The 26,741-nt window shown below is 72.2% G+C and carries 22 protein-coding genes and 2 pseudogenes; 12 read left to right on the top strand and 12 right to left on the bottom strand.

Going from position 1 to position 26,741, the window contains the following annotated elements; translation table 11 throughout:
* The first annotated feature begins 192 nt into the window (after positions 1–192).
* Together ACZ4K2_RS22845 and ACZ4K2_RS22840 are read left to right on the top strand one after the other, a co-directional pair.
* Positions 193–1,227 (top strand): LacI family DNA-binding transcriptional regulator, encoded by a 1,035-nt coding sequence (locus tag ACZ4K2_RS22845; RefSeq protein ID WP_467469164.1) that lies wholly within the window; start codon positions 193–195, stop codon positions 1,225–1,227.
* 68 nt (positions 1,228–1,295) lie between these two features.
* Positions 1,296–2,126, top strand: coding sequence for a phosphatase PAP2 family protein (locus ACZ4K2_RS22840; protein ID WP_467469162.1), 831 nt, complete (start codon positions 1,296–1,298; stop codon positions 2,124–2,126).
* On the opposite strand, the gene ACZ4K2_RS22835 is transcribed toward ACZ4K2_RS22840, so the two are convergent.
* Both ACZ4K2_RS22835 and ACZ4K2_RS22830 read right to left on the bottom strand, forming a co-directional pair.
* Complete coding sequence (locus ACZ4K2_RS22835; protein ID WP_467469160.1) at positions 2,114–5,128, bottom strand: bifunctional [glutamine synthetase] adenylyltransferase/[glutamine synthetase]-adenylyl-L-tyrosine phosphorylase; 3,015 nt, start codon at positions 5,126–5,128, stop codon at positions 2,114–2,116. The genes ACZ4K2_RS22840 and ACZ4K2_RS22835 overlap by 13 nt on opposite strands.
* Positions 5,129–5,386: 258 nt before the next feature.
* Positions 5,387–6,277, bottom strand: coding sequence for a DUF72 domain-containing protein (locus ACZ4K2_RS22830; protein ID WP_467469158.1), 891 nt, complete (start codon positions 6,275–6,277; stop codon positions 5,387–5,389).
* A gap of 127 nt (positions 6,278–6,404) precedes the next feature.
* Between ACZ4K2_RS22830 and ACZ4K2_RS22825 the strand changes: the two genes are divergently transcribed.
* Genes ACZ4K2_RS22825 through ACZ4K2_RS22815 form a run of 3 tightly spaced genes read left to right on the top strand, consistent with a single transcriptional unit; the run spans position 6,405 to position 9,563 of the window.
* Entirely contained in the window at positions 6,405–7,292 is an 888-nt protein-coding gene (locus tag ACZ4K2_RS22825; protein ID WP_467469156.1) for an alkaline phosphatase family protein, read from the top strand.
* 1 nt (position 7,293) lies between these two features.
* Positions 7,294–8,547: an MFS transporter gene (locus ACZ4K2_RS22820; RefSeq protein ID WP_467469155.1), complete on the top strand. Its 1,254-nt coding sequence runs from the start codon at positions 7,294–7,296 to the stop codon at positions 8,545–8,547.
* The gene (locus ACZ4K2_RS22815) at positions 8,544–9,563 is read left to right on the top strand and encodes a TolB family protein (protein ID WP_467469153.1); all 1,020 of its coding nucleotides are present in this window, start codon (positions 8,544–8,546) and stop codon (positions 9,561–9,563) included. The genes ACZ4K2_RS22820 and ACZ4K2_RS22815 overlap by 4 nt, the downstream gene beginning before the upstream one ends.
* A 209-nt stretch (positions 9,564–9,772) precedes the next feature.
* Here the strand turns inward: ACZ4K2_RS22815 and ACZ4K2_RS22810 are convergent.
* Positions 9,773–10,259, bottom strand: a pseudogene (locus ACZ4K2_RS22810) (GNAT family N-acetyltransferase).
* Between the two features lie 69 nt (positions 10,260–10,328).
* A complete protein-coding gene (locus ACZ4K2_RS22805; RefSeq protein ID WP_467469151.1) occupies positions 10,329–10,643 on the bottom strand; it encodes a hypothetical protein in 315 nt (104 codons plus the stop codon).
* A 126-nt stretch (positions 10,644–10,769) separates the two neighbouring features.
* On the opposite strand from ACZ4K2_RS22805, the pseudogene ACZ4K2_RS22800 reads away from it, so the two are divergent.
* A pseudogene (locus tag ACZ4K2_RS22800) lies at positions 10,770–10,934 on the top strand (carboxymuconolactone decarboxylase family protein); the annotation flags it as partial.
* A gap of 127 nt (positions 10,935–11,061) precedes the next feature.
* On the opposite strand, the gene ACZ4K2_RS22795 reads toward ACZ4K2_RS22800, so the two are convergent.
* A complete protein-coding gene (locus ACZ4K2_RS22795; protein ID WP_467469149.1) occupies positions 11,062–11,964 on the bottom strand; it encodes a hypothetical protein in 903 nt (300 codons plus the stop codon).
* 541 nt (positions 11,965–12,505) lie between these two features.
* Positions 12,506–13,867, bottom strand: a complete 1,362-nt coding sequence (gene glnA / locus ACZ4K2_RS22790; RefSeq protein ID WP_467469147.1) for a type I glutamate--ammonia ligase — start codon at positions 13,865–13,867, stop codon at positions 12,506–12,508.
* Between the two features lie 308 nt (positions 13,868–14,175).
* Between glnA and ACZ4K2_RS22785 the strand changes: the two genes are divergently transcribed.
* Positions 14,176–15,360, top strand: coding sequence for a globin domain-containing protein (locus tag ACZ4K2_RS22785; RefSeq protein WP_467469715.1), 1,185 nt, complete (start codon positions 14,176–14,178; stop codon positions 15,358–15,360).
* Between the two features lie 112 nt (positions 15,361–15,472).
* Here the strand turns inward: ACZ4K2_RS22785 and ACZ4K2_RS22780 are convergent, their stop codons facing one another.
* Positions 15,473–15,919, bottom strand: coding sequence for an RrF2 family transcriptional regulator (locus ACZ4K2_RS22780; RefSeq protein WP_467469145.1), 447 nt, complete (start codon positions 15,917–15,919; stop codon positions 15,473–15,475).
* 138 nt (positions 15,920–16,057) lie between these two features.
* Here ACZ4K2_RS22780 and ACZ4K2_RS22775 point away from each other — a divergent pair, with 138 nt between their 5' ends.
* From ACZ4K2_RS22775 to ACZ4K2_RS22765, 3 genes are all read left to right on the top strand, one after another.
* A complete protein-coding gene (locus tag ACZ4K2_RS22775; protein ID WP_467469143.1) occupies positions 16,058–16,735 on the top strand; it encodes a DUF3105 domain-containing protein in 678 nt (225 codons plus the stop codon).
* Between the two features lie 11 nt (positions 16,736–16,746).
* Positions 16,747–17,364 carry a DUF305 domain-containing protein gene (locus ACZ4K2_RS22770; protein ID WP_467469713.1) on the top strand — a complete coding sequence of 206 codons (618 nt, stop codon included), beginning with the start codon at positions 16,747–16,749 and terminating at the stop codon, positions 17,362–17,364.
* A gap of 234 nt (positions 17,365–17,598) precedes the next feature.
* Entirely contained in the window at positions 17,599–19,545 is a 1,947-nt protein-coding gene (locus ACZ4K2_RS22765; protein WP_467469141.1) for a S53 family peptidase, read from the top strand.
* A gap of 74 nt (positions 19,546–19,619) precedes the next feature.
* Here the strand turns inward: ACZ4K2_RS22765 and ACZ4K2_RS22760 are convergent, their stop codons facing one another.
* Both ACZ4K2_RS22760 and ACZ4K2_RS22755 read right to left on the bottom strand, forming a co-directional pair.
* Positions 19,620–19,901, bottom strand: coding sequence for a DUF397 domain-containing protein (locus ACZ4K2_RS22760; protein WP_467469139.1), 282 nt, complete (start codon positions 19,899–19,901; stop codon positions 19,620–19,622).
* Complete coding sequence (locus ACZ4K2_RS22755) at positions 19,873–20,706, bottom strand: helix-turn-helix domain-containing protein (RefSeq protein WP_467469711.1); 834 nt, start codon at positions 20,704–20,706, stop codon at positions 19,873–19,875. Before ACZ4K2_RS22755 ends, ACZ4K2_RS22760 begins: the two co-directional genes overlap by 29 nt.
* 162 nt (positions 20,707–20,868) lie before the next feature.
* Between ACZ4K2_RS22755 and ACZ4K2_RS22750 the strand changes: the two genes are divergently transcribed.
* The gene (locus tag ACZ4K2_RS22750; RefSeq protein ID WP_467469137.1) at positions 20,869–21,090 is read left to right on the top strand and encodes a hypothetical protein; all 222 of its coding nucleotides are present in this window, start codon (positions 20,869–20,871) and stop codon (positions 21,088–21,090) included.
* Positions 21,087–21,473 carry an ATP-binding protein gene (locus tag ACZ4K2_RS22745; RefSeq protein WP_467469135.1) on the top strand — a complete coding sequence of 129 codons (387 nt, stop codon included), beginning with the start codon at positions 21,087–21,089 and terminating at the stop codon, positions 21,471–21,473. The genes ACZ4K2_RS22750 and ACZ4K2_RS22745 overlap by 4 nt, the downstream gene beginning before the upstream one ends.
* A gap of 92 nt (positions 21,474–21,565) precedes the next feature.
* Here ACZ4K2_RS22745 and ACZ4K2_RS22740 read toward each other — a convergent pair whose 3' ends face one another.
* From ACZ4K2_RS22740 to ACZ4K2_RS22730, 3 genes are all read right to left on the bottom strand, one after another.
* Positions 21,566–23,092 (bottom strand): chitinase, encoded by a 1,527-nt coding sequence (locus ACZ4K2_RS22740; RefSeq protein WP_467469133.1) that lies wholly within the window; start codon positions 23,090–23,092, stop codon positions 21,566–21,568.
* 270 nt (positions 23,093–23,362) lie between these two features.
* Positions 23,363–24,517, bottom strand: coding sequence for an MFS transporter (locus tag ACZ4K2_RS22735; protein ID WP_467469709.1), 1,155 nt, complete (start codon positions 24,515–24,517; stop codon positions 23,363–23,365).
* Complete coding sequence (locus ACZ4K2_RS22730; RefSeq protein ID WP_467469131.1) at positions 24,517–26,586, bottom strand: recombinase family protein; 2,070 nt, start codon at positions 26,584–26,586, stop codon at positions 24,517–24,519. The genes ACZ4K2_RS22735 and ACZ4K2_RS22730 overlap by 1 nt, the downstream gene beginning before the upstream one ends.
* Positions 26,587–26,741: the final 155 nt, after the last annotated feature.

Genomic DNA, 26,741 nt, shown 5'->3' with positions numbered 1-26,741 from the left:
CGACCCCGGTGTGGCCCGGTGATGACGGGGCTGAGCGGCGGGGACGACACTTGTGCAAGACTCTGCAAGCTCTTGCCAGCATGAATCCGAGGGAGCGCGATGACGCAGCAACCCACGGCAGGCCGCGCGCCCGCCCGTGCCCGGCGACCGGCCGGTGTGCAAGGCGAGATACGACCGGTACAGTCCAGTGGCGTGACCACACGGCTTGCCGACATCGCCGCGCAGGCGGGGGTGAGTGAAGCGACGGTCAGCCGGGTCCTGAACGGGAAGCCGGGCGTCGCCGCCACCACCCGCCAGTCCGTGCTCGCCGCCCTGGACGTACTGGGCTACGAGCGCCCGGTGCGGCTGCGGCAGCGCAGCGAGGGGCTAGTCGGCCTGATCACGCCCGAACTGGAGAACCCGATATTCCCGGCCCTGGCCCAGGTCATCGGCCAGGCGCTGACCCGCCAGGGCTACACGCCGGTGCTCGCCACGCAGACCCCGGGCGGGTCGACGGAGGACGAGCTGACCGAGATGCTGGTGGACCGCGGGGTCGCGGGGATCATCTACGTCTCCGGGCTGCACGCGGACACCACGGCGGACATGGGGCGCTACGAGCGGCTGCGGGCGCAGGGCGTGCCGTACGTGCTGGTGGACGGGTTCTCGCCGAAGGTGCAGGCGCCGTTCATCTCCCCCGACGACCGCGCGGCGATGTCGCTCGCGGTGACGCACCTGGTCTCGCTCGGGCACACCCGGGTCGGGCTGGCCCTCGGGCCCCGGCGGTTCGTGCCCGTGCAGCGCAAGATCGAGGGCTTCGTGCGGGCGGTGCAGGACCGGCTCGGGCTCGACGCCGGGACCGTGGAGACGGAGCTGGTGCAGCACTCGCTGTACACGCTGGAGGGCGGCCAGGCGGCGGCGAACGCGCTGATGGAGCGGGGCTGCACGGCGGTGGTCTGCGCCAGCGACATGATGGCGCTGGGCGCGATACGGGCGGCCCGGCAGCGGGGCCTGGAGGTCCCCCGGGACGTGTCGGTGGTCGGGTTCGACGACTCGCCGCTGATCGCCTTCACCGATCCGCCGCTGACCACGATCCGCAAGCCGGTGCCGGCCATGGGCCAGGCGGCGGTGCGCACGCTGCTGGAGGAGATCGGCGGGACCCCGGCGCCGCACAGCGAGTTCGTGTTCATGCCGGAGCTGGTGGTGCGCGGTTCGACCGCTTCCGCACCGCACGCGCACCGTATGTCGTAGAAGGTGCGCCTTCGACCCATCCTTGGGATGATCGGCCGAAGAATCCTTTTCTGGCAGACTTTGCGCCTATGAGTGACTCGACCGTGACAGCGACGGATGGTCGCGCGGAGGTGGCCGGTCCGCGGTCCGTCACGGACGAGCACGGGCCCGGCCCGTCGCGCCGGCCGCGGCTGTGGTTCGAGATCCTTCTGGTCGCGGTGAGTTACTGGACGTACTCGCTGGTCCGCAACGCCGTACCGGAGCAGCGGGCCGCCGCGCTGCGCAACGCGGAGCTGATCCGGGGCGTCGAGCACGCGCTGGGGGTCGGCGTCGAGCAGACGGTGAACCATGCCCTGAACTCGGTGACTTGGCTCATCGTGGGGATGAACTACTACTACGCGACGCTGCACTTCGTCATGACGCTCGGGGTGCTGGTGTGGCTGTACCGGTGGCACCCCGGCCGGTACGCGGCGACCCGGCTGGTGCTGTTCGCGACCACGGGCGTGGCCCTGCTCGGTTACTACCTGTTCCCGCTCGCCCCGCCCCGGCTGATGCGCGGCGGGCGGTTCGTGGACACCGTGATGGTGCACCACACGTGGGGCTCGATGGCCTCCGGCGACCTCAAGCACATGTCGAACCAGTACGCGGCGATGCCGTCGATGCACATCGGCTGGTCGCTGTGGTGCGGCCTGACGATCTTCGCGCTGGCGTCGGTGCCGTGGGTGCGGGCGCTGGGGCTGCTGTACCCGGTGACCACCCTCCTGGTGATCGTCGCCACGGCCAACCACTTCTGGCTGGACGCGGTGGGCGGGGTGCTCTGCCTCGGCGTCGGCTTCGCGGCGGCCCGGGCCTGGTACGGCAGGCTGCCGTACCCGCTGCCCCGGCCGGGCCGGCCGCCCGGCACCGCTCAGTCCGCGTAGAACAGCTCCTCCATGACCGCGCGGGCCCGGCGGGCGGTCCGGCGGTACGCGTCCAGCATGTCCCCCGCGTGCCCGGCGCCGTACCCCAGGTAGCGGCCGACGGCGGCCAGCTCGCGCGGGTCGTTCGGGAAGGTGTCCCCGGCCCGGCCGCGCACCAGCATGACCGCGTTGCGCACCCGGGTGGCCAGCACCCACGCCTCGTCCAGGATCTCCGCGTCCCCGGCCGCCAGCAGCCCGGCGTCGCGGGCGGCGGCCAGGGCCCGGCGGGTCCGGGTGGTGCGCAGGCCCGGCTCGCGGTGGGCGTGGCGGAGCTGGATCAGCTGGACGGTCCACTCGACGTCGGACAGGCCGCCGGGGCCGAGCTTGGTGTGCAGCTTGGGGTCGGCGCCGCGCGGCAGCCGCTCGGACTCCATCCGGGCCTTCAGCCGGCGGATCTCGCGGACCGACTCGTCCGAGAGGCCGGCCGCCGGGTGGCGCAGCGGATCGATCAGCTCGACGAAGCGCCGGCCCAGCTCCTCGTCGCCGGCCACCGGCTCGGCCCGCAGCAGCGCCTGGGACTCCCAGACCAGGGACCAGCGGCGGTAGTACGCCTCGTACGACTTCAGGGTGCGCACCAGCGGGCCCGACTTGCCCTCCGGGCGCAGGCCGGCGTCGATGAGCAGCGGCGGGTCGGCGCTGGGGAGCTGGAGCAGGCGGCGCATCTCGGCGACGACCTTGTGGGCGGCGGCGGACGCCTCGTGCTCGTCCACGCCGTCCTGCGGCTCGTGCACGAACAGCACGTCGGCGTCGGAGCCGTAGCCCAGCTCGTGGCCGCCGAAGCGGCCCATGCCGATGATCGCGAACCGGGTGGGCAGGGTGTCGCCCCAGCCGTCCCGGACGACGGCGCGCAGGGTGCCGGCGAGGGTGGCCCTGGTGAGGTCGGAGACGGCCGCGCCGACCCGGTCGACCAGGGCGCCCTGGTCGGCCTCGGCGGGGCTGGTCTCGGTGCCGTAGGAGCCGACGATGTCGGCGGCGGCGGTGCGGAACAGCTCGCGGCGGCGGACGCCGCGGGCGGCGGTGACGCCCTGCACGGCGTCCTCGGCGCGGCGCACGGCCGCCAGGATCTCCTGTTCGAGCTGCGTCCGGTCGCGGGGCGCGAGGCCGCCGCCCAGCGCCGCCGGGCCCACCCCGGCGCCGTCGCCGAGCAGGGCGACCGCCTCGGGGGCGCGCAGCAGCAGGTCGGGGGCGAGGCGGCCGGCCGACAGGACGCGGGCCAGGTTCTCGGCCGCCGCGCCCTCGTCGCGCAGGAGGCGCAGGTACCAGGGCGTCTTGCCGAGCGCGTCGGAGACCTTGCGGAAGTTCAGCAGGCCGGCGTCCGGGTCGGCGGAGTCGGCGAACCAGCCGAGGAGGACCGGCAGCAGGGTGCGCTGGATGGCGGCCTTGCGGGTCACGCCGGAGGCGAGGGCCTCCAGGTGGCGCAGGGCGGCGGCCGGGTCGGCGTAGCCGAGGGCCACCAGGCGTTCGCGGGCCGCCTCGGGGCGCAGCCGGGCCTCGCCCGGGGCGAGTTGGGCGACCGCGTCGAGCAGCGGGCGGTAGAACAGCTTCTCGTGCAGCCGGCGCACGACGCCGGTGTGCCGCCGCCACTCGCGGTTCAGCTCGGCCGCGGGGTCGGAGCGCAGGCCCAGGGAGCGGCCGAGCCGGCGCCGGTCCTCCTGCGACTCGGGGACGAGGTGGGTGCGGCGCAGCCGGTAGAGCTGGATGCGGTGCTCCAGCAGGCGCAGGAAGCGGTACGCCTCGTCCAGCCGGGCGGCGTCCTCGCGGCCGACGTAGCCGCCGGCGGCGAGCGCCTGGAGGGCGTCCAGGGTGCTGCCGCTGCGCAGGCCGGGGTCGGCGCGGCCGTGCACGAGCTGGAGGAGCTGGACGGCGAACTCGACGTCGCGCAGGCCGCCGGGGCCCAGCTTCAGTTCGCGGTCGATCTCGGTCACGGGGATGTTCTCGACCACGCGGCGGCGCATCTTCTGGACGTCCGCCACGAAGTTGTCGCGGTCCGCCGCCTTCCAGACCAGGGGTTCGAGCGCGTCGACGTAGGCCTGGCCGAGGTCCGCGTCGCCCGCCACCGGGCGCGCCTTGAGGAGGGCCTGGAACTCCCACGTCTTGGCCCAGCGCTGGTAGTAGGCGACGTGGCTGATGAGGGTGCGCACGAGCGGGCCGTTGCGGCCCTCGGGGCGGAGGTTGGCGTCCACCGGCCAGATGGAGCCCTCGACGGTCGTCTCGGAGCAGATCCGCATCAGGTGCGAGGCCAGTCTCGCCGCGGCCTGGAGGGCCTTGGCCTCGGGGACGCCCTCGGCCGGTTCGGCCACGAAGATCACGTCCACGTCCGAGACGTAGTTCAGCTCGTGGCCGCCGCACTTGCCCATCGCGATCACCGCGAGGCGGCAGGCGGCGGCGTCCTCCGGGGCGGCGCGGCCGGCGAGGGCCAGGGCCGTGCGGAGGGTGGCGGTGGCCAGGTCGGCGAGTTCCGCGGCGGTCTCGGCGACGCCCGTGGTGCCGCAGACGTCCCGGGCGGCGAGGGAGAGCAGGCAGCGGCGGTAGGCGACGCGCAGGGCGACCGGGTCGGCGGCCCCGGCCAGGCCGCGTTCGAACTCCGCGATGCCCGGGTGCAGGTCGTGCGGCTCGTACGTGACCAGGACCTGCCAGTCGCCGGGGTGGCGGGCCAGGTGGTCGGCGAGGGCGGCGGAGGCGCCGAGGATGCCGAGGAGGCGGTCGCGCAGGGGCTTGGCCGCGATGAGGGTGTCCAGCAGTTCGCGGTGCGCGGTGGCGTCCCGCTGGGCCTCCAGGAGGCGGGCCAGGCCGTGCAGGGCGAGGTCGGGGTCGGCGGTGGCGCCCAGGGCCTCCAGGAGGACCGGGTCGTCGCGGACGGCGCCCAGTTCGGGCCCGTCGAGGAGGCGTTCGGCGGCGGAGGGGTCGGTGAAGCCGTGCCGCAGCAGACGGGTGAAAGTGCTGCTCCTGCGCCCCGGCGTCATGTCCGCGGACTCCCCTCGGCTCGCATCGTCGTCCTTGGCCAGAGCCTAACCGGAGGGACCGGGCGCGGCCCGGTCCCCGGGGGGCGCGGTGGGGCGCGGACGCCTGCGCACGGCGCGAGAAGTCACACCGGGCGCCGCCCACCCACCGCGGCCGGCCGCACGGGGAGCGCACGGGCCCTGCGCCCGTCTGGACCCCCGGGGCCGCCGGGCCGCCGCGGGATCCGGCCGGGCACCCGCGGGCCGGCGCCGCGCCGGGTCTCAGTCCCGTTCCGGCTCCCGGGTGCCCGGCCTCTGGTGGGGGACGGTGCCGCCCAGCAGGGCCCGCAGGGTCTCGGCGGCCCTCGGTGCCGCGTCGCCGCAGCAGTTGTTGAACAGGACGTGGACCTCGTCCGCGGCCGCCGCGAGGGCCCGGACGCGCGGCAGCCACTCCATGAGTTCCGGCTCGGTGTAGGCGTGGCGGAAGCGGTCCTCCTTGCCGCCCGTGCCCCAGTGCGGGCTGCGGCCGTGGAAGCGGACCACCGAGAGGCGCGCGGTGGTGACCGGCGCGTGCGGGGGCATGGACGTCGGCAGGCCCTGGACGGTGTCGACGGCCACCGCCGTGGCGTCCAGGTCGCGGAGGAAGGCGGCCGTGCGGCCGGCCCGGCCGGGGTGCCACCAGGCGGGGTCGCGGAACTCCACCGCGAACGGCCAGCCACGGGCGCGTTCCCGGGCCGTGCGGAGGAACGCCTCGGCCGCCGGGCCGGGGGCGAGGGAGGGCGGATACTGGAAGAGGAGCGTGCCCAGGCGGCCGGCGTCGCGCAGGGGGGCGAGCGCCTCGGCGTAGCGGGCCCAGACCTCGGCGCGCAGCGACTCGTCCCGGGGCCGGCCGCGCAGGTCCGCCGGGAGCGCGGCCGGGCGGGTGGGGTGGCCGGTGAGGAGGGAGAACGCCTTGACGTCGAACCGGAAGCCGGCCGGCGTGCGCTCGGCCCAGAGGGCGGTGGTGCGGGCACTCGGCAGGGCGTAGTACGCGGAGTCCGCTTCCACCAGGGGGAAGCGGGTCGCGTAGTGGCGCAGGCGCTTCTCGGGGTCGCGGTGACCCGGTGGGTACCAGCCGCTGCGGAGCAGCGCCGGGTCGGTCCAGCCACAGGTGCCGATGAGGATGTCCGCCATGGAGGCGCAGGTACCCGCCGTTCATCCGGTCTTCACCCCCGGGGTTGGGCGTGGTGGGCTGCGGGAATGTTGGCGTGTGCATGCTCTGTCCGCACCGCCAGCCGTCCATCCCACACCGGAGGTTGATGTGTCCGGCAGTTCCGTGTACCGCCGTGCCCGTACCGTCGTGGCCGCCGCGGCCGCCCTGGCCGCGGCCGCGGTCGGGGTGTGGACCGGGGTAGGCGAGGGGTCCGCGCACGCCGCGGGCGCCGTGCCCAGCCCGGACCACGTCGTCGTCGTGGTCTTCGAGAACCACGCGTACAGCCAGGTCATCGGGTCCTCCAGCGCGCCGTACATCAACTCGCTGGCGACGGGGGGCGCCAACCTGTCCCAGGCGTACGCCGAGACCCACCCGAGCCAGCCCAACTACTTCGCGCTGTTCTCCGGCTCCACGCAGGGCGTCACCGACGACAGCTGCTACACCCCGGGCTTCTCCTCGGCGCCCAACCTCGCCTCCGAGATGATCGCCGCCGGGCGGAGCTGGGCCAGTTACAACGAGACCCTGCCGAGCCAGGGCTCCACGACGTGCAGCAGCGGCAAGTACGCGCGCAAGCACAACCCCTGGTTCGGCTTCGGCAACGTGCCGACGTCGAGCGCGAAGACCTTCGCGCAGTTCCCGACGGACTACTCGACGCTGCCGCAGCTGTCGTTCGTGGTGCCGAACCTGTGCAGCGACATGCACGACTGCTCGGTGTCCAGCGGCGACACCTGGCTGAAGAACAACCTCGGCGCCTACGCGTCCTGGGCCAGGACCCACAACAGTCTGCTCGTCGTCACCTTCGACGAGGACAACCGGCTCAGCGGCAACCGCATCCCCACCGTGCTCTACGGCCAGCCCGTCACCCCGGGGGCCGGCTCGTCCACCACGTACAACCACTACGACCTGCTGCGCACCCTGGAGGACACCCAGGGGCTGACCACGCACGCGGGCAACGCGGCCGGCGCCAAGGACATCACCGGCATCTGGGCGTCCTGACGTGTACGTAGCGGACAGCCGTGCCAGTACGTCCGCTCACGGTGCCGTCCGGCCTCCCGCCGGGCGGCGCCGTGCCGCGGTCGCGCCGACCGTGCTCGCGCTGGGGACGGTGAGCCTGGTCACCGACGTGTCGTCGGAGATGGTGACGGCGGTGCTGCCGCTGTACCTGGTGACCGGGCTCGGCCTGTCCCCGCTGGGCTTCGGCCTGCTGGACGGCATCTACAACGGGTTCTCGGCCCTCGTACGCCTGGTGGGCGGGCACTTCGCCGACCGGGGCGGCGGGCGGCACAAATGGGTCGCCGGGCTCGGCTACGGCATCTCGGCCGTGTGCAAACCGCTGCTGCTGCTCGCGCACTCGCTGACCCCGATCGGGTTCGTGCTGGCCGCCGACCGGACGGGCAAGGGGCTGCGGACGGCGCCCAGGGACGCGCTGATCTCGCTGTCCAGCACGCCGGAGACGCGGGGCCGCGCCTTCGGGGTGCACCGGGCGATGGACACGGCCGGGGCCCTGCTGGGCCCGCTGGTGGCGTTCTGGATCCTGCGGGCCACCGTGGACGGCTACGACGCGGTGTTCACCGTCAGCTTCTGCGTCGCCGTGGCCGGCCTGCTGGTGCTGGTCCTGTTCGTGCCGGGCGGGCGGGGCGGCGCGGCCCCGGCCGAACGGCCCACGCTGCGCGCGGCCCTGACCCTGCTGCGCCGCCGCGGCCTGCGCCGGATCACCGTCTGCGCGCTGCTGCTGGGCCTCGCCACGGTCAGCGACTCCTTCGTGTACCTGCTGCTCCAGCGCCGCCTCGGGGTCCCCGACCGCTGGTTCGCGCTGCTCCCGCTGGGCACGGCCGCCGCCTTCCTGCTGCTGGCGGTGCCGCTCGGCCGGCTCGCGGACCGGGCCGGCCGGTGGACGGTGTTCCTGGCCGGCCACGGCGCCCTGCTCCTCGCCTACCTCCTGCTGCTGACCTCCTGGCACGGCGCGGGCCTGCCGTACCTCGTGCTGGCCCTGCACGGCGCGTTCTACGCGGCCACCGACGGGGTGCTGATGGCGGCGGCCTCCGGCAGCGTGCCCGAGTCGCTGCGCTCCTCGGGGCTGGCCCTCGTGCAGACCGGGCAGGCGCTGACCCGGTTCGCCTGCTCGCTGCTGTTCGGCGCGGCCTGGACGGTGTGGGGCGACCGGGCGGCGCTGGCGGGCGCGGCGCTGGCCCTGGCCGGGTGCGCCGCGTTCTCCTGCACCCTGCGTCCCGAGGAGACGGTGACCGCATGACCGTACGCAACCGTGTACTGATCCTGGTCTCGGCCCTCGCCGTGCTGGCGGCGGCCGGGCTGGCCTCGGTGCTGCACGCCTCCGCGCGGGCGGACCGCCGCAACCACACCCAGGCGGGCGGACCGCGGGTGACGTCCGGGGCGGTGGCGCTCGACCGGTCCGGGCGCCTGGTGTTCCGCAACATGGCCTGGGGACCGCACCGGGACGAGCTGACGAGCGTGCCGGCCGCGGACCCGGACGGCCCGCGCACCGCCTCCGGCGTCAAGTGCTTGCGGTTCCACACCGCCGCGGGCACCGGGGTCTGCCTCCAGGCCGTGCACGGCCCGGTCTCGGACACCTACCGGGCGCTGGTCCTCGACGCGCGCCTGCACACCCTGGAGCGCTACGACGTGCCCGGCATCCCCTCCCGTGCCCGGGTCTCCCCCACCGGGCACTTCGCGGCCTGGACGGCGTTCGTGGGCGGTGACTCCTACGCCGGCACGGACTTCTCCACGCGGGCGTCCGTGGTGGACACCCGCACCGGGGAGCTGATCCCGTCCCTGGAGTCCTTCCGGATCGTCCGGGACGGGCGGCCGTACCGGGCGGCGGACGTCAACTTCTGGGGCGTGACCTTCGCCGGCGACGACCGCACGTTCTACGCGACGCTGGCGACGAAGGGCCGGACGTACCTGGTCCGCGGCGACCTGCGCGCGCGTACGGTCACCACCCTGCGCACCAACGTGGAGTGCCCGTCGCTGTCGCCCGACGGCACCCGGATCGCGTTCAAGAAGCGGGTGGCGGGGCTCCCGAAGGACGCCCCCTGGCGGCTGTACGTCCTGGACCTGCGCACGATGCGGGAGACCCCGCTGGCGGAGCCGCGGAGCGTGGACGACCAGGCGGTGTGGCGGGACGCCCGCACGGTCGTGTACGCGCTGCCCGGCGACTACGGCGCCGACCTGTACGAGGTCCCGGCCGACGGCTCGGGCGCCCCGCGGCGGATCAGCCCGGCCGCGGTGTCGCCCGCGTACGTGGGGTAGCCGGCGGGCGCGGGGCGCTCGTCGTGCGTGCGTGGCCGTCGTGCGTGGGGTGGCCCGTCGTGCGTGGGGTGACCGTCGTGCGTGGGGTGGCCCGGTACGTGGGATGGCCGGGTACGTGGGGTGGCCGGATACCGCTGCCGTCGGCGGGCCGCGCTCCGCCGGGGGCGCGGCCCGGTCACGCGGGTGCGCGGTCCGGGGCTCCGCCCGCGTCACGGCAACGAGCGCGTCAGCCACGCCACTTCACCGCTGTCCTCCACGGTGACGCGGTCCCGCTCGAACCCGAGCTTCTCCAGGACGCGGAGCGAGGGGGTGTTCCAGGTGCCGACGGTCGACCAGAGCCGTCGCCGCCCGGTCGCCGCGGCGGCGCCGAGCACCGCGGCGGCCGCCTCGGTGGCGTAGCCGCGCCCGTGCGCGTGGCCGGAACAGCTCGTAGGCGATCTCGGGCTCCTCCAGGGTGGAGCGGCCGACGACGAGCCCGCAGTAACCGATGAAGTCGCCTTCGGCGCGGCGCCGGACGGGCAGCAGGGCGATCCCCGTCGCCGCCGTCGCGGTCAGCTGCCGCGCGATGAGCGCCCGGGTGTGCTCGACCGTGGGCGTCCCGTTGCCGCGTTCGCTCTGCAGGGCGCTCAGGCCGGCGGCGTCCGACTCGGCCCACGGCCGCAGTACCAGCCGCTCGGTCCGGAGGTGGAACGCCATCGTCTCGTACGCGGAACCGTCCACGCCCCTCCTCGGCCGACGGGTCGGGCTCGGACTCCGGACGGAGCGTCAGGAGGTGCGGCCGCCCCGCCGCCTGCCGCCCGTCAACTGGCTCGCCCCCAGCAGGAGGACGCCGCCCACCAGGAGCCCGCTCCCCACGAAACTCCCGCGCGCCCGCGCGCCGGGGTCGTCGAACGCGTACAGGAGGGCCGCCTGCCAGCACAGGGCGAAGGAGACCACCACCTGGCCCCAGCCGTAGAGGCGGACCCGGCGCACCCGGCGCCGGTTCACGGGGAGCAGCCAGCCACGGCTGATCGCGGCCACCCCGGAGACGCCGATGAGCAGCCCCACCAGAACGGAGAACGCGGCGATGCCGACCCTCATGGTCCCTCCCTGCCGGGCCCTCGCCGGGCCCCACCGTGATCATGGCATCGGCGGCGGCCCGCGTCCACGCCCCGGACACCGGACACCGGGCGCCATGGCTCCCCCGGCCGCCGGTCGGCCGTGGCCGGTGAGAGGGTCTCCGACGAGCTGTACGCGCAGGCAGCCGAGCACTACGAGGCCAAGGCGTTCGCCACGCTGATGTTCGCCATCGGCCAGGTCAACTTCTTCATCCCCGTGGCGCTCATCGCCAAGCCGGTGCCCGGCAGGTCGTTCACCGACCCGTGGCAGTGAGACCCAGGTGGCCGGCCACCCCCCGCGGCCGGCCCGCCCGGCCCTACAGCACCGGCACACGGGCTCAACGCCGCCGCCGACCACGTCCAGGCAACCGAGGCTGACGGGCCCTCATGAACGATCGAGGCTAGTTGATGCGCTTGCCCACGAAGGAGTTGTCGGGGAAGGCGCCACTCCTCGTGCCGTCCCACCTGACGTTGATGGTGAAGGAGTTGGCCGTGGCGTTGACGGCCGGTGTCACCTGGGAGGGGGCCGGAGTACCCGCCGGGCGCGTCCACGGGCCGAAGTGGAGACCGCCGTCCGTGGAGAGGCTCTCCCAGACGTATCCGTCGTGCCCGATGCAGGCGATCAGCACGCGCTGCTGTTCGGTGTATCCGGGCTGACCGGGACTGACGACGGTGTTCTGGTTTCCCTGCCTGGCTGCCCCCACGCCGCTCTCGCAGACGGCGCCGCTGTCCACCTGTGTCTCGCCGGTGACCGTGCCGTTCGCGGTGCTCGTCACCCGCCACACGTGGTTGTCGGTGCCGGTGATGAAGGAGCGCATCACGGCCTCGTAGCGCTCCGTCCCGTAGACGGCGATCTGGCTGTCGCCCTCGATGTCCCGCGCGTTCGTCGAGAGCACCGCGTGGCTGCTCACGGTCCAGCCGCCCACGGGCGTCACCACGCCGTTGCGGAGGTACAGGTTCATCACGCTGATCTGGCGGTACTGGTTCGGCGCATCGATGAAGAGGCCTCCCGCGATGACCGTCGGCAGGGGGGCGCCGATGGCGTTGGCGCCGGCCGGGAGGCGAACCCAAGGGGACCAGAAGTTGGCGGATCCGCTGTTGACCTGGCTGTACCAGATCTCGCCGTCGAGTCCCCTGACGAGGACCATGGCGCGCCCGGCAGGCCATTCGACGATGCGGGGCGGGGACGTGGTCCGAGTGGACTGGTCGCCACCGAGGGGGTTCCAGCCGCCCCCGTTGTAACGGAACCACACGTTGTTGTCGGTACCTCTGGTGACCTCGTACGTGGCGCCGTTGATGATCACCGAATAGATGCCGGAGTACCCCCTCGCGCTCCCGCCGACATTCGACCAGTCCGTTTCGGCAGCCGCCGCGGAACCGGCCACGCCTATCAGGAGCACGAGGCTTCCGGCGATTGCGGCGAAAGACGCAGCCGATCTGCGGGAAAGCCACCCGAGTGAAAACAGCACGACAACTCCCTCTCACGCAAGCGGCGCGCGGAGAAGACGAGCCGGTACGGCCCGGTCACCCGGTGACGGGCGGTTCCGCGGGGCAGCTCGCCAGGCGTACAAGGAAACTTCCTGTCTGCGTACGGCAGTCACCGTAGCGACTGCGCGGCGGGACGGTTGCTCGTGCGTGCAGGTCCTCTGTTCCGAGCGTGCACACGTCGCAGAGGGGACAGAGTCGTGAGGTCCGTCATGGTCGTTGCGGGACGGTGGCGGCCGGCATGGTCAGGGCGCCGATTCGGTGTCGGACGGCTCAGGGGCACCGAGACGCGTGTGGCCGACCGCGACGAGCGGTCGGCCACACGGGGTGATCAGCGCCTGATACCGGCCTGACCTGCGCCTACAGCACCGGCAGGTTCTTGCGCAGTTCGAAGGCGGTCACCTCGGAGCGGTACTCCTCCCACTCCGACCTCTTGTTGCGGAGGAAGAAGTCGAAGACGTGCTCGCCCAGGGTTTCCGCGACCAGGTCGCTGCTCTCCATCAGGGTCAGGGCCTCGCCGAGGTTCTGCGGGAGGGGTTCGATGCCCATGGCGCGGCGCTCGGCGTTGGAGAGGGCCCAGACGTCGTCCTCGGCGCCCGGCGGAAGCTCGTAGCCCTCCTCGATGCCCTTGAGGCCGGCGGCCAGCAGGACGGCGTAGGACAGGTACGGGTTGGTGCCGGAGTCCAGGGAGCGGACCTCCACGCGCGCGGAGCCGGTCTTGCCGGGCTTGTACATGGGGACGCGGACCAGGGCGCTGCGGTTGTTGTGGCCCCAGCAGATGTACGACGGGGCCTCGCCGCCCGCGCCGGCCGTGCGCTCGGAGCCGCCCCAGATGCGCTTGTAGGAGTTCACCCACTGGTTGGTGACCGCGGAGATCTCCGCCGCGTGCCGCAGCAGGCCCGCGATGAAGGAGCGGCCGACCTTGGAGAGCTGGTACTCCGCACCCGACTCGTAGAAGGCGTTGCGGTCGCCCTCGAAGAGGGAGAGGTGGGTGTGCATGCCGGAGCCGGGGTGCTCGGAGAAGGGCTTCGGCATGAAGGTCGCGTGCACGCCCTGCTCCAGCGCCACCTGCTTCATGACCAGCCGGAAGGTCATGATGTTGTCGGCGGTGGAGAGCGCGTCGGCGTAGCGCAGGTCGATCTCCTGCTGGCCGGGGGCGCCCTCGTGGTGGGAGAACTCCACCGAGATGCCCATCGACTCCAGCATGGTGATCGCCTGGCGGCGGAAGTCCATGCCGACGTTGGTCGGGGTGTGGTCGAAGTAGCCCGAGTTGTCGGCCGGGGTGGGGCGGGAGCCGTCCAGCGGGCGGTCCTTCAGCAGGAAGAACTCGATCTCCGGGTGGGTGTAGAAGGTGAAGCCCAGGTCGGAGGTGCGGGCGAGGGCGCGCTTGAGGACGTACCTCGGGTCGGCGAAGGACGGGGAGCCGTCCGGCATGAGGATGTCGCAGAACATGCGGGCGGTGCCGGGGGTCTCCGCGCGCCACGGCAGGACCTGGAAGGTGGACGGGTCGGGCTTGGCGATCATGTCGGACTCGTACACCCGGGCGAAGCCCTCAATGGCGGAGCCGTCGAAGCCGATGCCCTCGTCGAACGCCTGCTCAAGCTCGGCGGGGGCCACGGCGACGGACTTGAGGAAACCCAGCACGTCCGTGAACCACAGACGTACGAACCGGATGTCACGCTCCTCCAGCGTCCGGAGCACGAACTCCTGCTGCTTGTCCATCTTCCGCTTCCCCATCCTTGCTGGTCAGGCCGCCTGTCCCCCGCGCCGCGGGAGGCGTTCGGGCACCTGAGCATCCCACCACAACACCGTTTCGCGCGCGTTGCGGACATTGATCGCCCGAGCGTCCCCGCCCGGAACGCCTCCCGTACGGCAGGTGTACTGCGCTCCAGCCCATCTTGCCTGCTCGCACCGCCATCCGTAACGGCCGATCGGCCCCCCGTGGTGAGCTACGCCACTCCCCTTTAATTTGCATCTCAAATGCAACTTTCCATAGCGTGCTGATCAGCCAAGTCCTCCTAGGAGTCGCGATGCTGACCGAGCAGTCCGCAGCCACCGTCCGCGCCACCCTGCCCGCCGTGGGCGCGGCCATCGGCGAGATCACCGAGCGCTTCTACGCCCGGCTCTTCGACGCCCATCCCGATCTGCTGCGGGACCTGTTCAACCGGGGCAACCAGGCCGCAGGCATCCAGAAGCAGGCCCTCGCGGGCTCCATCGCGGCCTTCGCCACGCACCTGCTGGAGCACCCGGAGCAGCGGCCGGACGCCATGCTGGGCCGGATCGCGCACAAGCACGCCTCGCTCGGCGTCGCGCCCGGGCAGTACGCGGTGGTCCACCAGCACCTCTTCGCCGCGATCGCCGAGGTCCTCGGCGAGGCCGTCACGCCGGAGGTGGCCGCCGCGTGGACCGAGGTGTACTGGCTGATGGCGAACGCGCTCATCGCCGTCGAGAAGCGGCTCTACGAGGAGAGCGGCGGCCCCGGCCCGCGCGCGTGGGAGGTCGTCGAGCGGTTCGAGGAGACGGCGGACGTCGTCACCTTCCGGGTGCGGCCCGCGGACGGCGGCCCGGTGGCCGGGTTCCGCGCCGGGCAGTACGTCTCCGTCGGCGTCACCCTGGCCGACGGGGCCCGGCAGATACGCCAGTACAGCCTGTCCGGGGCGCCGTCCGGGACGCTGCGCCAGTTCAGCGTCAAGCGCGTGCCCGGCGGCGCGACGCCCGAGGGGGAGGTCTCGAACCACCTCCACGCGCACGTGCGGCCCGGCGACGTCCTGGAGCTGTCCGAGCCGTACGGCGACCTCGTCCTGGACGCCGGCGCGGACGCCCCGCTGCTGCTCGCCTCGGCGGGCATCGGTGTGACCCCGATGGTCGCGATGCTGGCCGACCTCGCCGCCACCGGTCACCGGGGCCCGGTCACCGTCCTGCACGGCGACCGCTCGCCCGCCGACCACGCCCTGCGGACCGACCACGAGGCGTACGCCGGCAAGCTGGCGGACGCCGCCGTGCACTTCTTCTACGAGCGGGACGCCGGTCCGGAGCACCGCACCGGCCTGGTCGACCTGGCCGACGTCACCGTGCTCCCGGGCACGCGCGCGTACCTGTGCGGTCCGCTGCCCTTCATGCGCGCGGTCCGCGGCATGCTGATCGAACGGGGCGTGGCCCCGGCCGACATCCACTACGAGGTGTTCGGCCCGGACCTGTGGCTGGCCCGGGGCTGAGCCCGCCTGCCTGCCGATACGAAGGGGCGCCCCCGTGGCCGGACGGCTGCGGGGGCGCCCCTTCGTGTCGCGGGCGGCGGGGGCAAGGGTGCCGGACCCGCCCCCGTGGCGGTCAGGCGGTGCCGGGCGGGTGGCGGGAGATGCCCAGCAGCAGCGGGCCGGTCGGGTCGTCGACGATCTCGGAGACCGTGATCGGGTCCAGCGCCGCGTAGAACGCCTGCTGGGCCCGGCGCAGGGCGCCGCGCAGACGGCAGGCGGAGCGCAGCGGGCAGGGGGTGGCGCCCTCGCACTCGACCACGTCGCCGTCGCCCTCGAAGGTGCGGACCACCGCGCCGACGGACGCCGTGCGGCCCCGCTGGGTCAGCGACAGGCCGCCGCCCCGGCCGCGGCGGGCGTCGACCAGGCCCAGGTGCTGGAGTTCGGCGACGATCTTGGCCGTGTGCGTGTAGGGCACGCTCATGTCGGCGGCGACCTGGCGGGTCGTGGGCGTGGCGTCGGCGGTCACGGCCAGGCGCATCAGGACGCGCAGGGCCAGGTCGGTGGAGCGCAGCAGACGCATACCCCCGAGGGTAAATAATGCGCATGCCGGCTTCAAATTATCCGTGGCCGTGCCCTGTCTACGGCGGCACGCCCTTCGCGCACTACGATCAGCGGGCGCCACCGTCCCCGTCCGTTCCCTTCCCGAAGGACACGTCTCATGGGTTCCGGCAAGAACAGCAGCACCGCGGCGCGCTCGGCGCGCATAGAGGAGATGCGGCGCGCCGAGCGCGCGCGCGACCGCCGTAACCGGATCCTCTCCATCACGGCCGCCGTGGTGGTCGTCGCCGGCCTCGTCGTCGGCGGAGTGGTCCTGGTGGACTCGCAGAAGGACAAGACGGACTCGGCCGCGAGCGGCGACGGCAAGGGCTCCGGCGACTCCGGGCACTTCACCACCGGTGCGGACGGGGTCAAGACCTGGTCGGGCAAGCTGTCCCGGACCCATGTGACCAGCAAGGTGACGTACCCGATGCACCCGCCGGTCGGCGGCAACCACAACCCGGTCTGGCTGAACTGCAACGGCGACGTCTACACCGAGGCGGTGCCGGACGAGAACGCCGTGCACGCGCTGGAGCACGGCGCGGTCTGGGTGACGTACACCGGCAAGGTGCCGAAGGCCGACGTCGACGCGCTCGCGGCGAAGGTGAAGAAGACGCCGTACTCGCTGATGAGCCCGTACGAGAACCAGGGCGCCCCGCTGCTGCTGTCGGCCTGGGGCCACCAGGTGGCGGTGAAGAGCGCGAAGGACCCGGAGGTGGACAAGTTCTTCGCCACCTACGTGCAGGGGCAGCAGACGCCCGAGCCGGGCGCCTCCTGCACCGGTGGGGTCATGAAGTGAGCCGGCGCCACATGGGCTGGGTCGCCGGGACCGCGGCGGCGGCGCTCGTCGCGGCCGGCGCGATCACCTACGCGGTCGCCGAGGACGGCGGCTCGTCCGCCGCGAGCGCGCCGGCCGCGGACTCGGCCGACGCCGGCTTCGCGCGGGACATGTCCGTCCACCACCAGCAGGCCGTCGAGATGTCGTACATCGTGCGGGACCGCACGAAGAACGAGGAGGTGCGGCGGCTCGCGTACGACATCGCGCAGACGCAGGCCAACCAGCGCGGGATGATGCTGGGCTGGCTGGACTTGTGGGGGCTGCCGAAGGTGTCGGCCGATCCGCCGATGACCTGGATGGGCATGGGCGACATGCCCGCCGGCCAGGACGGCGCGCTGATGCCGGGCATGGCGACGAACGCCGAGATGAAGAGGCTCCAGTCGCTCGACGGCAGGCGGGCGGAGGTGCTCTACCTCCAGCTCATGACCGACCACCACAAGGGCGGTGTCCACATGGCGGAGGGCTGTGTCGCCAAGTGCGCCGTCGGCGTGGAGAAACGGCTCGCGCAGGGCATGGTCGAGGCGCAGCAGTCGGAGATCGAGCTGATGGCGGGGATGCTGAAGGAGCGGGGTGCGCGGCCGCGTCCGTGAACAGGCGGCAGGCCGTTCCGTTACGCGACCGTAAGGGACGAAAGGCGCAATTCGCCCCGATCGACGGCTACTTGAGCTTCTCTTGACTTCCGCGTTCCCCTGGCATGAACGGTTCATCGCCAGAGTGGCCCCCATCGTGTGATCCATTCGCCGGCCACCGCCGCCGCGGGCCGGCCCGCGGAGCCGCGACGTACCAGCCACTACGTGCATGCGAACCGCATCGCAGGGGGTTCTATGAGATCCAACCGCGCCACCGTGCGCGCCGGCGTGAGCATGGCAGCGACACTGCCCATGATCGCCGGCGCGCTGGCGATGGGCATACCCGCGGCGCACGCCGCGGACGGCCCGTCCCGTGACGTGCTGAAGGGCACCAGGCCGCTCTGGGCCACGGCCCGGGCGGACAAGGGCGCCACGGCGGACGACGCCCGGGTCGAGGCCCGTGTCTACCTGGCCGGCAAGGACGCGGCCGGACTGGCCGCCTACGCCAGGGCCGTGTCCGACCCCGCCTCGCCGCTCTACGGCAAGTACCTGAGCGCCGGCAAGGCGCAGGCCCGCTTCGGCGCCACCGGGGCGCAGGTCGCCGCGGTCACGTCCTGGCTGAAGTCGGCCGGTCTGACCGTCACCGCGGTAACCCCGCACTACGTCGCCGTCTCCGGTGACGTGGCCGCCGCCGAGAAGGCGTTCGCCACCCAGCTCCACAACTTCGGCAAGGGCTCGAAGACCTACCGGGCCCCGGTGCGGGCGGCTTCCGTCCCGGCCGGTCTGAAGGGCGCCGTCCTCACCGTCACCGGCCTGGACAGCGCGCCGCACATCGCCCACCACGACGACCAGCTCCCGCCGCCGGACGCCGTGTTCAAGAACGCCGGGCCGTTCTCCTCGTACTACGGCCAGCGGATCGCGACCACGCTGCCGGACGCGTACGGCCGGAAGATCCCTTACGCGGTCCGGGGCTACAACGGCAGGCAGCTCCGCGCCGCCTACGGCGCGGGCGCGTACACCGGCAAGAAGGTCCGGATCGCGATCACGGACGCCTACGCCTCGCCGACCATCGCCTTCGACGCGGGCACCTACGCGAAGAAGAACGGTGACGCGGCCTGGAAGACCGGCCGGCTCCACCAGGTGCTGCCGAAGAACTACACGAAGACCGAGGAGTGCGGCGCGGCGGGCTGGTACGGCGAGGAGACCCTCGACGTCGAGGCCGTGCACGCGGTCGCGCCGGCCGCGGACGTCACCTACGTGGGCGCGGCCTCCTGCTACGACGACGACCTGCTCGACTCGCTGAGCAAAATCGTCGACAAGCACCTGACCGACATCGTCTCCAACTCCTGGGGCGACGTCGAGGCCAACCAGACGCCGGACCTCGCGGCCGCCTACGACCAGGTCTTCCAGCTCGGCGCGGTGCAGGGCATCGGCTTCTACTTCTCCTCCGGTGACGACGGCGACCAGGTCGCCAACACCAAGGTCAAGCAGGTCGACACCCCGGCCAACTCGGCGTGGGTGACCGCCGTCGGCGGCACCTCGCTGGCCGTCGGCAAGGGCGACGGCTACCTGTGGGAGACCGGCTGGGGCACCGAGAAGGCCACGCTGTCGGCCGACGGCAAGAGCTGGGCCGGCTTCCCCGGCACGTTCACCTCGGGCGCGGGCGGCGGCACCAGCAGGACCGTGCCGCAGCCGTACTACCAGAAGGGCGTCGTGCCGAAGGCGCTGGCCACGGCCAACAGCGCCGCCGGCAACCGCGTCGTCCCGGACATCGCGGCCGTCGCCGACCCGAACACGGGCTTCCTGGTCGGCCAGACCCAGACCTTCCCCGACGGCACGGAGCGGTACAGCGAGTACCGCATCGGCGGCACCTCGCTGGCCGCGCCGGTGATCGCGGCGGTCCAGGCCCTGGCCCAGGAGGCGCGCGGCGGCAAGGCGCTCGGCTTCGCCAACCCGGCGATCTACTCGCTGTACGGCAAGAAGGGCGTCTTCCACGACGTCACGGACAACCCGGTCGGCCACGGCCTGGCGGTCGCCCGCGTGGACTTCGCCAACGGCCTGAACGCCAAGGACGGCCTGCTGTACTCGGCCCGCAGCCTGGGCAAGGACAGCTCGCTGTCGGCGGTCAAGGGCTACGACGACGTGACGGGCGTGGGCTCGCCGTCGACCGGCTACGTGAAGTCGTACGCCGCGAAGCGGTGACGCTCCGCTGAGTGGCGGGGGGGGCGTGGGGTCCTGGTGACCCCACGCCCCCTTCGCGTGGCCCGCGTGGTCCGCTACGCCGACTTGACCGAGTCGAGGAAGGGGAGCCAGGCGGCGGGGGTGAGCAGGAGGACCGGCCCCCGGGGCGCCTTGGAGTCGCGTACGGGTATGACACCGGGGACACCGGAGGCGACCTCCAGACAGTTGCCGCCGTCCCCATTGCTGTGGCTCGACTTTCGCCAGAGGGCGGCGCCGGGGAAGTCGCCTGCTACTTCGACGCATTCCCCGCCGTCGCCGTTGCTGTAGCTGCTCTTGAACCAGAGAGCGTCACTCAAGTCGATTCGGGTGCTTACCATTTCGGAAGTCCTCTGCCGCTGATTCGATCAAGGCGAGGGACCTGTCCGGTGACAACGCGACGGCCCTGAGCCGATCGTATGCCTTGCGGTACTGCTTCACGAGGGCCGGATCATCGATGGTGTCCCCGCTGTAGGACGCCTCGGTGTAGACCAGCGGGGGTGCGTCCGGGAACGTCATGACCATGATGGATGCGGCCATCAAAGGATACGCCCCGCACGTCCGCGGGAGGATCTGCGGAGTGATCCGTCGCCGCTCGGCCAACGTCACGATCCGGTCGATCTGCTCGGCCATTTCCAGGGGCGGGAGGAGCGGGTCCGTGATGAGCGACTCGTGCAGGATCGCCCAGTACTCCGGGACGGAGTGCTCCTCATCGAAGATGTGCGCGCGGGCCAGTCGGGCCACGACCTTCGCCTCGACCCACTCGTCCGAAGCCGCCGGATGGGCCGCCCGGACCAGCCCCCGCGCGTACGGAGCGGTCTGCAGCAGCCCGGGCAGAGCGGCGGGGGACCACAACTCGATGGACTCCGCGTACTTCTCCGCCTCCAGTACCTTCTCGAAGTAGGCCGCATGCGGCCCCCGGCGCGCCCTCCGCACATCCTCGCAGTGCCGTTCGAAGAAGCCGTCCGTGCCCAGGACCCGGTCCGCGTGCCGGGCCAGGTCGAGCGGCATCCTGCGCTCACCGCGCTCGATGTCGCTGAGGTAGGTCTTGCCGTAGAAGCTGCCTTCGAGGAACGCCTCCAGCGACAGGCCCGCCGCCTCCCGCTGCCACCGCAGCTCCTTGCCGTAGAAGGTCGGGACACTCATCGAGCCGTCGATGTCCTTGCCCTTGGCCACGTACTCACCGCCGTAACTCACCGTGCCGATTCCACTGTTCGCGCCGCGGACGCGAACCGTCTTCCACGGTAGCGACGCGGACGACATTCTGTGAGGTGTTCGTCACACACAGCACAGAAGGTTGCCCCCGCCATGCCGGACCACTCCCCCACCGCCCACGACGTCGTCCGCTGCGTCGAGGAACTCCGCGCCGCCCTCGCCCGGCACGGCATCACGCTGCCGTCCCTCACGGCGGACCTGCCGAGCTTCGCGGGCTCGTACACGCCGCCCGCCGGGCTCGTCGCGCTCGGGAACTGCAACACGGCCACCGCCCGCGCCCTGACCGCCGTGCTGCGCGAGGCGGCCGCCGAGTGACCACGCCGCTGGAGTTCCGCCTGCTCGCCACGCCCGAGGCCGCGCCGGACCTGCGCCGCCGCCTGCGCGACCACTGCTTCGACGTACGGCTGTGCGCCACGGAGCTGCTGACCAACGTCATCGACCACGTCGGCGAGGGCACCCCGGTGACCGTGCGGGTCACCGGTACGGCCGCGGGGCCCGGACGCACCCGCATCGAGGTGACCGACCCCGGAACGCACGCGCTGCCCGTCCTGCTGCCCGCCACGCGGACGCGGGAGTCGGGCAGGGGGCTGGCCCTCGTGGACGCGCTCGCCGAGCGGTGGGGCGTGGAACGGGGGCCGGACCGCAAGACGGTGTGGTGCGAGCTGGCCACCGGGGGCGAGGCGCCGGCACATGGGTGAGCGGCCCGGAGCCGCGCCCTCGGGGGCGGGTTCCGGGCCGCTCGGCGGCCGGGTCGGCGGTGGGGTCGGGACCCGGCCTTCAGTGGGGTGGGTCAGCAGGCCCCGAGGTCCTGCCAGACGCCCCACTGGCCGGTGCTGCCGGGCTCCTCGCCCTGCGTCCACCACTTGGCCTTCCAGTTGTGGCCCTTGTAGGAGACCTGCTGGCCTCCGGTGTACACCGTCTCCTTGGCCCACGCGGCGGACGTGCACTGGTTGCCGGAGCCGCCCGTGACGGTCAGGGAGTAGGTCGCCGAGTGGCTGCCGGCGGCGCCCGTGCCGGTCACGGTGACCGTGTAGGTGCCCGAGGCCGCGGCCGAGGTGGTGGCCAGGGTGAGCGTGGAGCTGCCGCCCGCGGTGACCGAGGTCGGGCTGAGGGAGGCGGTGACGCCCGCCGGGGCACCGCTGACGCTGAGCTGGACGCTCTGGGCGTCACCCTGCGTCACCGCCGTCTTCACGGTGGCGGTGGCGGACTGACCGGCCGTCACGGTCCCGGAGGCCGGGGTGAGCGAGACGGAGAAGTCGTTGGTCGGGTTGGTGGTGCCGCCACCGGTGAACGGGGCGAAGATGTGCGAGAAGTCCCAGGTGTTCTGCGCGATGCCGGAGCAGTTGTCCGCCGCCGCTCCGCCCGGGCAGCCGCCGTTGTCCCGCTGGAGCGCCCAGAAGGACAGCGTGTTGATGCCCTTGGCGACCGCCCAGTTGTACACGGTACGGGCGTTGTCCAGGGTGAACGTCTCCGCCGGGCCGAAGTCGTCGACGCCCGGCATCTCGGTGACGCCGACCATGTTCCAGAGCTGCGCCGGGGTCTTGCTCGGGTAGATCTGCGCGAGGAAGTCGTACAGGCCCTGGGCGGCGGTCTGGGTGTCCTTCGCCATGTCGTGGGCCTGGTTGTCGTAGTAGTCGAACGTCATGAGGTTGACGACGTCTACCCGGGTGCCGTTGCTCACCGCGTTGCGCAGCAGCGCCTTGCCGTTGTCGGCGAGGCCGCGGGTGGTGGTGGGCAGGGTGTAGGAGATCTCCACCTTGCGCCCGTTGGCCGCCGCCCAGTCCTGGACGATCTTGATGGCCTTGTTGCGGCGGTCGATGCCGGCGGTGTTGTCGAGCGAGTCGATCTCGATGTCCATGTCGAGCCGCGAGATGTCGTAGGTCGTGATGACCTTCTCGTACGCGGCGGCGATCTGCTGGACGTCGGTGCAGCTGTCGGCGATCTCGGTGCCGGTGGTGTCGGCCGTGTAGCCGCCGAACGACGGGATGACGTCGCCGCCCTTGGACTGGATCGTCTTGATGTCCGCGCCGAAGGTCGAGGCGGCGATCGGCATGCTCGTGTCGCCGTTCCAGTACGGCGTGCAGGAGCCCTTGGTCGCGGTCTGCAGGAACGCCATCGTCAGGTGCTTGGCGCCCGACGCGGCGGAGAGGGCGGCGGGGCTCTCGCCGGTCCACGCTTCGAAGTAGGGGGCGAAGACGTGGCTGGGGAGGGGCGTGGCGGCCTGGGCGGTGCCGGTTCCCGTGAGGGCGAGGCCCACCGCGGCCGCCGTGGTGGCGGCCGCGGTGACGGCCGCGCGAATGGAACGCACGAGTCTCATGTCAGTCCCGGTGTGTGGAGGGATGGAGCAAAATCCTTGAGCGGGGAGGGTGTTGCCGACTAGAGGGATACGCCCGCCACAGCCCTGGGTCAATGGTCTGGACCAAGAAGGGACTAGACCAATTCGGGGCGCTCGGACGCCCTGTGCCTGCACAGGGCACCGAACGGTGGACTAGACCACCCGTGAACGCCCCGCCAGGTCACCACACCGGTGCCGCGGCTCGACCCCCGCCGCGGCAGCGTCCTGACGCCCCCTCGGGTGCCCCCCGCCTCAGCGGTGCAGCGCCCCGGAGTCCTGCGGCACGTGGGACGTGACCACCCGGCCCGCCGACGGGGCCTCCCGGCGGCGGTCGACCGCGTACGCCACGCCCGCCACCCCGAGGCCCAGCACGGCCAGGGCGGCGCCCGCGAGGGCGGGGGAGGTCGCGCCGAATCCGGCCGCCAGGGCCAGGCCGCCGATCCAGGCGCCCCCGGCGTTGGCCAGGTTGAAGGCCGCCTGGTTGGCCGAGGAGGCCAGGGAGGGGGCCGCCGCGGCCTTCTCCATCACCATGAGCTGGAGCGGGGACCCGGTGACGAACGCCGCCATGCCGAGCAGGGCCACCGCCGGCGCCGCGCTCCCCTGGGCCCGCATCAGGAGCGGGAAGAGGGCCAGGACCGCCGCGAGGGAGGCCAGGCCGCCGAAGAGAGTGGCGCGCAGGGAGTGGTCCGCGAGCCGGCCGCCCAGCAGGTTGCCGGCCGTCGCCCCGACCCCGAACAGGGCCAGCAGCAGCGTCACGTTCGCCTCCGCGAAGCCGGCCGCGTCCGTCAGCATGGGTGTCACGTAGCTGTAGGCCGCGAAGAGCGCGCCGAAGCCCGCCACCGTCGTGCCGAGGGCCAGCCAGACCGGCAGGGAGGTCAGGGCGGCCAGTTCGCCGCGCAGGCCGGCCGCGGTGGCCGCGTGCTCCCGGTCGCGCGGGACGAGCAGGGCCAGCGAGGCGATCGCCGCCAGGCCGATCGCGCTCACCGCGAGGAACGTGGCGCGCCAGCCGAAGTGCTGGCCCATGAGGGTGGCGGCGGGCACACCGGCGACGTTGGCGACGGTCAGGCCGAGGAACATCAGCGACACCGAGCGGGCCTTGCGCTCCGGCGGGACCATCGCCGTGGCGACGACCGCGCCGACACCGAAGAAGGCGCCGTGCGGCAGGCCGCTGACGAAGCGGGCGGCCAGCAGGGAGCCGTTGCCGGGGGCGAGGGCGGAGAGCGCGTTGCCCACCACGAACAGCGCCATGAGGGCCATCAGGACCGTGCGGCGCGGCATGCGCGCCGTCAGCGCGGCCAGCAGCGGGGCGCCGATCACGACGCCCAGCGCGTACGCCGACACCAGGTGCCCGGCGGCGGGGATCGAGATGCCCAGGTCGTCCGCGACATCGGGCAGCAGCCCCATCATCACGAACTCGGTCGTGCCGATGCCGAACGATATCCCAGCTTCGAGCGTCGCTCGGGGTCTAGGACCAACTCCGGAATCAGCTCGCCCTTGATCTTCAAGGGCGGGACCTTGCTCGCCTCTTCGAAAATGGGCCCGCCCGGCTCATCGGCCAGACGCTCCATGATCCGCTCCCAGATGCCGGCCTTGTCCCAGCGCTTCCAGTACGTCTTGACGGACTCGTGAGCCCCGTACTCCTCAGGGAGTTCGGGCCAGCGGCACCCAGTGCGGGCCTTGTAGAGCAACCCGGACAGGATCTGCCGGGCCGTGAGCTTGCGGTAGGCGCGGTCCTCTGCGATGTCCTTGACCTTCACCCAAGCCTCATCGGTCAGGTGCGGCACCACACGGCCGGTGTCGGCGAACCACTTCATCAGGGAGCACGGAGACCCGGCCCGGCCGCTGGCCGGGTTGGCCTTGACTGTGACCTTGATGTCCAGCACCGCCAGGAAAGTAGCCCGCTGGGCGGCGGTCAGGTGACTCAGCCGGTCCTCGGCCGCCTCGGCCAGGGCTCGCAGGCCCTGCACTCGCTGATCAAGCGCCTGAGCCTCCCTCTGCCATGCTTCGGCTTCCGAGCGCAACCGCTGCAACTCGATCAGCTCAGCCTCAAGCGGAGCCACGGCCTTCTCCGCGGCCTTCTGCGCCTCAGTTTTGGACAGGCCACGGCGGATGGCGCGGGCCACTGCCGTGGCCTCCGTCGCCTCAATGATGTCGTCCTGCTCCTGGATCTGCTGGTCCAGGCCCGCAATCCGCGCCGCATAGTCGACCTTTTGGGCGGCTGTGGCGCCCACCCAGCGGCGGGCAAGATCCTCAAGGCGCTCGGCATCCCCCAAGAAGGCGGAGACCTCACTCCATACACGCTCTTCGATGGCCTCCGCATCGATCACCGAGCAGGAGCAGACGGGAGCGCCCGGATAAGCGGGTTCCTTGCCCTTGCAGCGGTAGTAACGGGCCGTCTTGCTCTTCCAGCCCTGCCCCGTGTACGCGGCCCCGCAGGGGCCCGTGAGGCGGTTAGAGAGGGTGTACACGGCGACCTGAGTCGCCGGCGCCCGCTTGACCCTGGCCCGCTCCGCCACATTCCGCAGCTCCACCACTTCTTCAGAGGTGAAGATCGGCGGAAGGTCGATCACGACCGTATCGCCGTAGATGGGCTGGCCGTCTGGCCCGACCTTTGCGCTCTTCCCTCCGCGGCTGGTGTTGCGCCAGACGACTTGGGCATTCAGTCGGTCCTCGTCCAGCAGCATGGAGAAGAAGACCCGGACGTTCCACGGGCTGCCTTCGCGGTTGAACAGCTTCTCGGCGTTGAGCTTGGTGACCGTCTTCTGACGGTCACCGTTGAAGTCGATGAACAGATCACGGCCGCGGCGCAGCACCGCCGCCTCATGTACCGTCGTGCACGACTCGGGAGAATCGCACTCGTCCACGATCAGGCGGGACTCACCCTTCTTGCCTTGGTTTTCAATGCGGTATCCGTAGCGAACCTTGCCGCCGGTGTACCCGCCATCCTCGGCCTTTTCTTGGATGCCGCCCTGTGTGCGATCCCGGATCGTGATCAGTTCGTCTTCAGCTCGGTCGGCAGCCTTGCGCATGCGCGACCGGCCTTCATCGGTGGTGTTGTCGTAGTCGCCCTTGACTACGGCTGTGAAGACCCCGAGGTCTTCCAGCTCCCACACCCAAGGCCAGAAGGCCCTTCGCTTACGGCCGATGGCACGGTCTTCGTAGACGCAGACAAGATCGAAGGGGCGCGGCGTCTGGCGCGCGAGCCCCATCAGGTTCCGAAGGTCAGGCCGGCGGTCGGCCTCCAGGCTTCCGCTGTACCCCTCATCGGCGAAGACGCCGACCAGGGCCCAGCCCTTCTTGCTGATGTGCTTGACTACGCGCTTGCCCGTATAGGCGATGCCGTAGCCCTTCTTCTGGTCCTCCGTGGACACTCGGAGATAAGTAACGGCTCGTAGTTGGCCGGGCTCAGCCGCCTTGATCACAGCCTCGATGGACAGCAGCAGCCGCTGCCGCTCGTCTGTGAGAATCTGGTTCACGTCAGCCCCTTCGCGACTGGCCATGTGATCCAGGGAGGGCCTGCAAAACGTTCCCGGGATCACCCATGTGGCGGCATAATGCCGTCTGGTCGTCCGGCCGGGGCGCGAAGAGCGTGTCCAACACCCATGCGAGTGCAGCCGGGTTGGGCTTGTCG

This window comes from Streptomyces sp. NPDC025833 (assembly GCF_055558055.1).
This window is presented reverse-complemented; position numbering and strand designations above follow the sequence as displayed.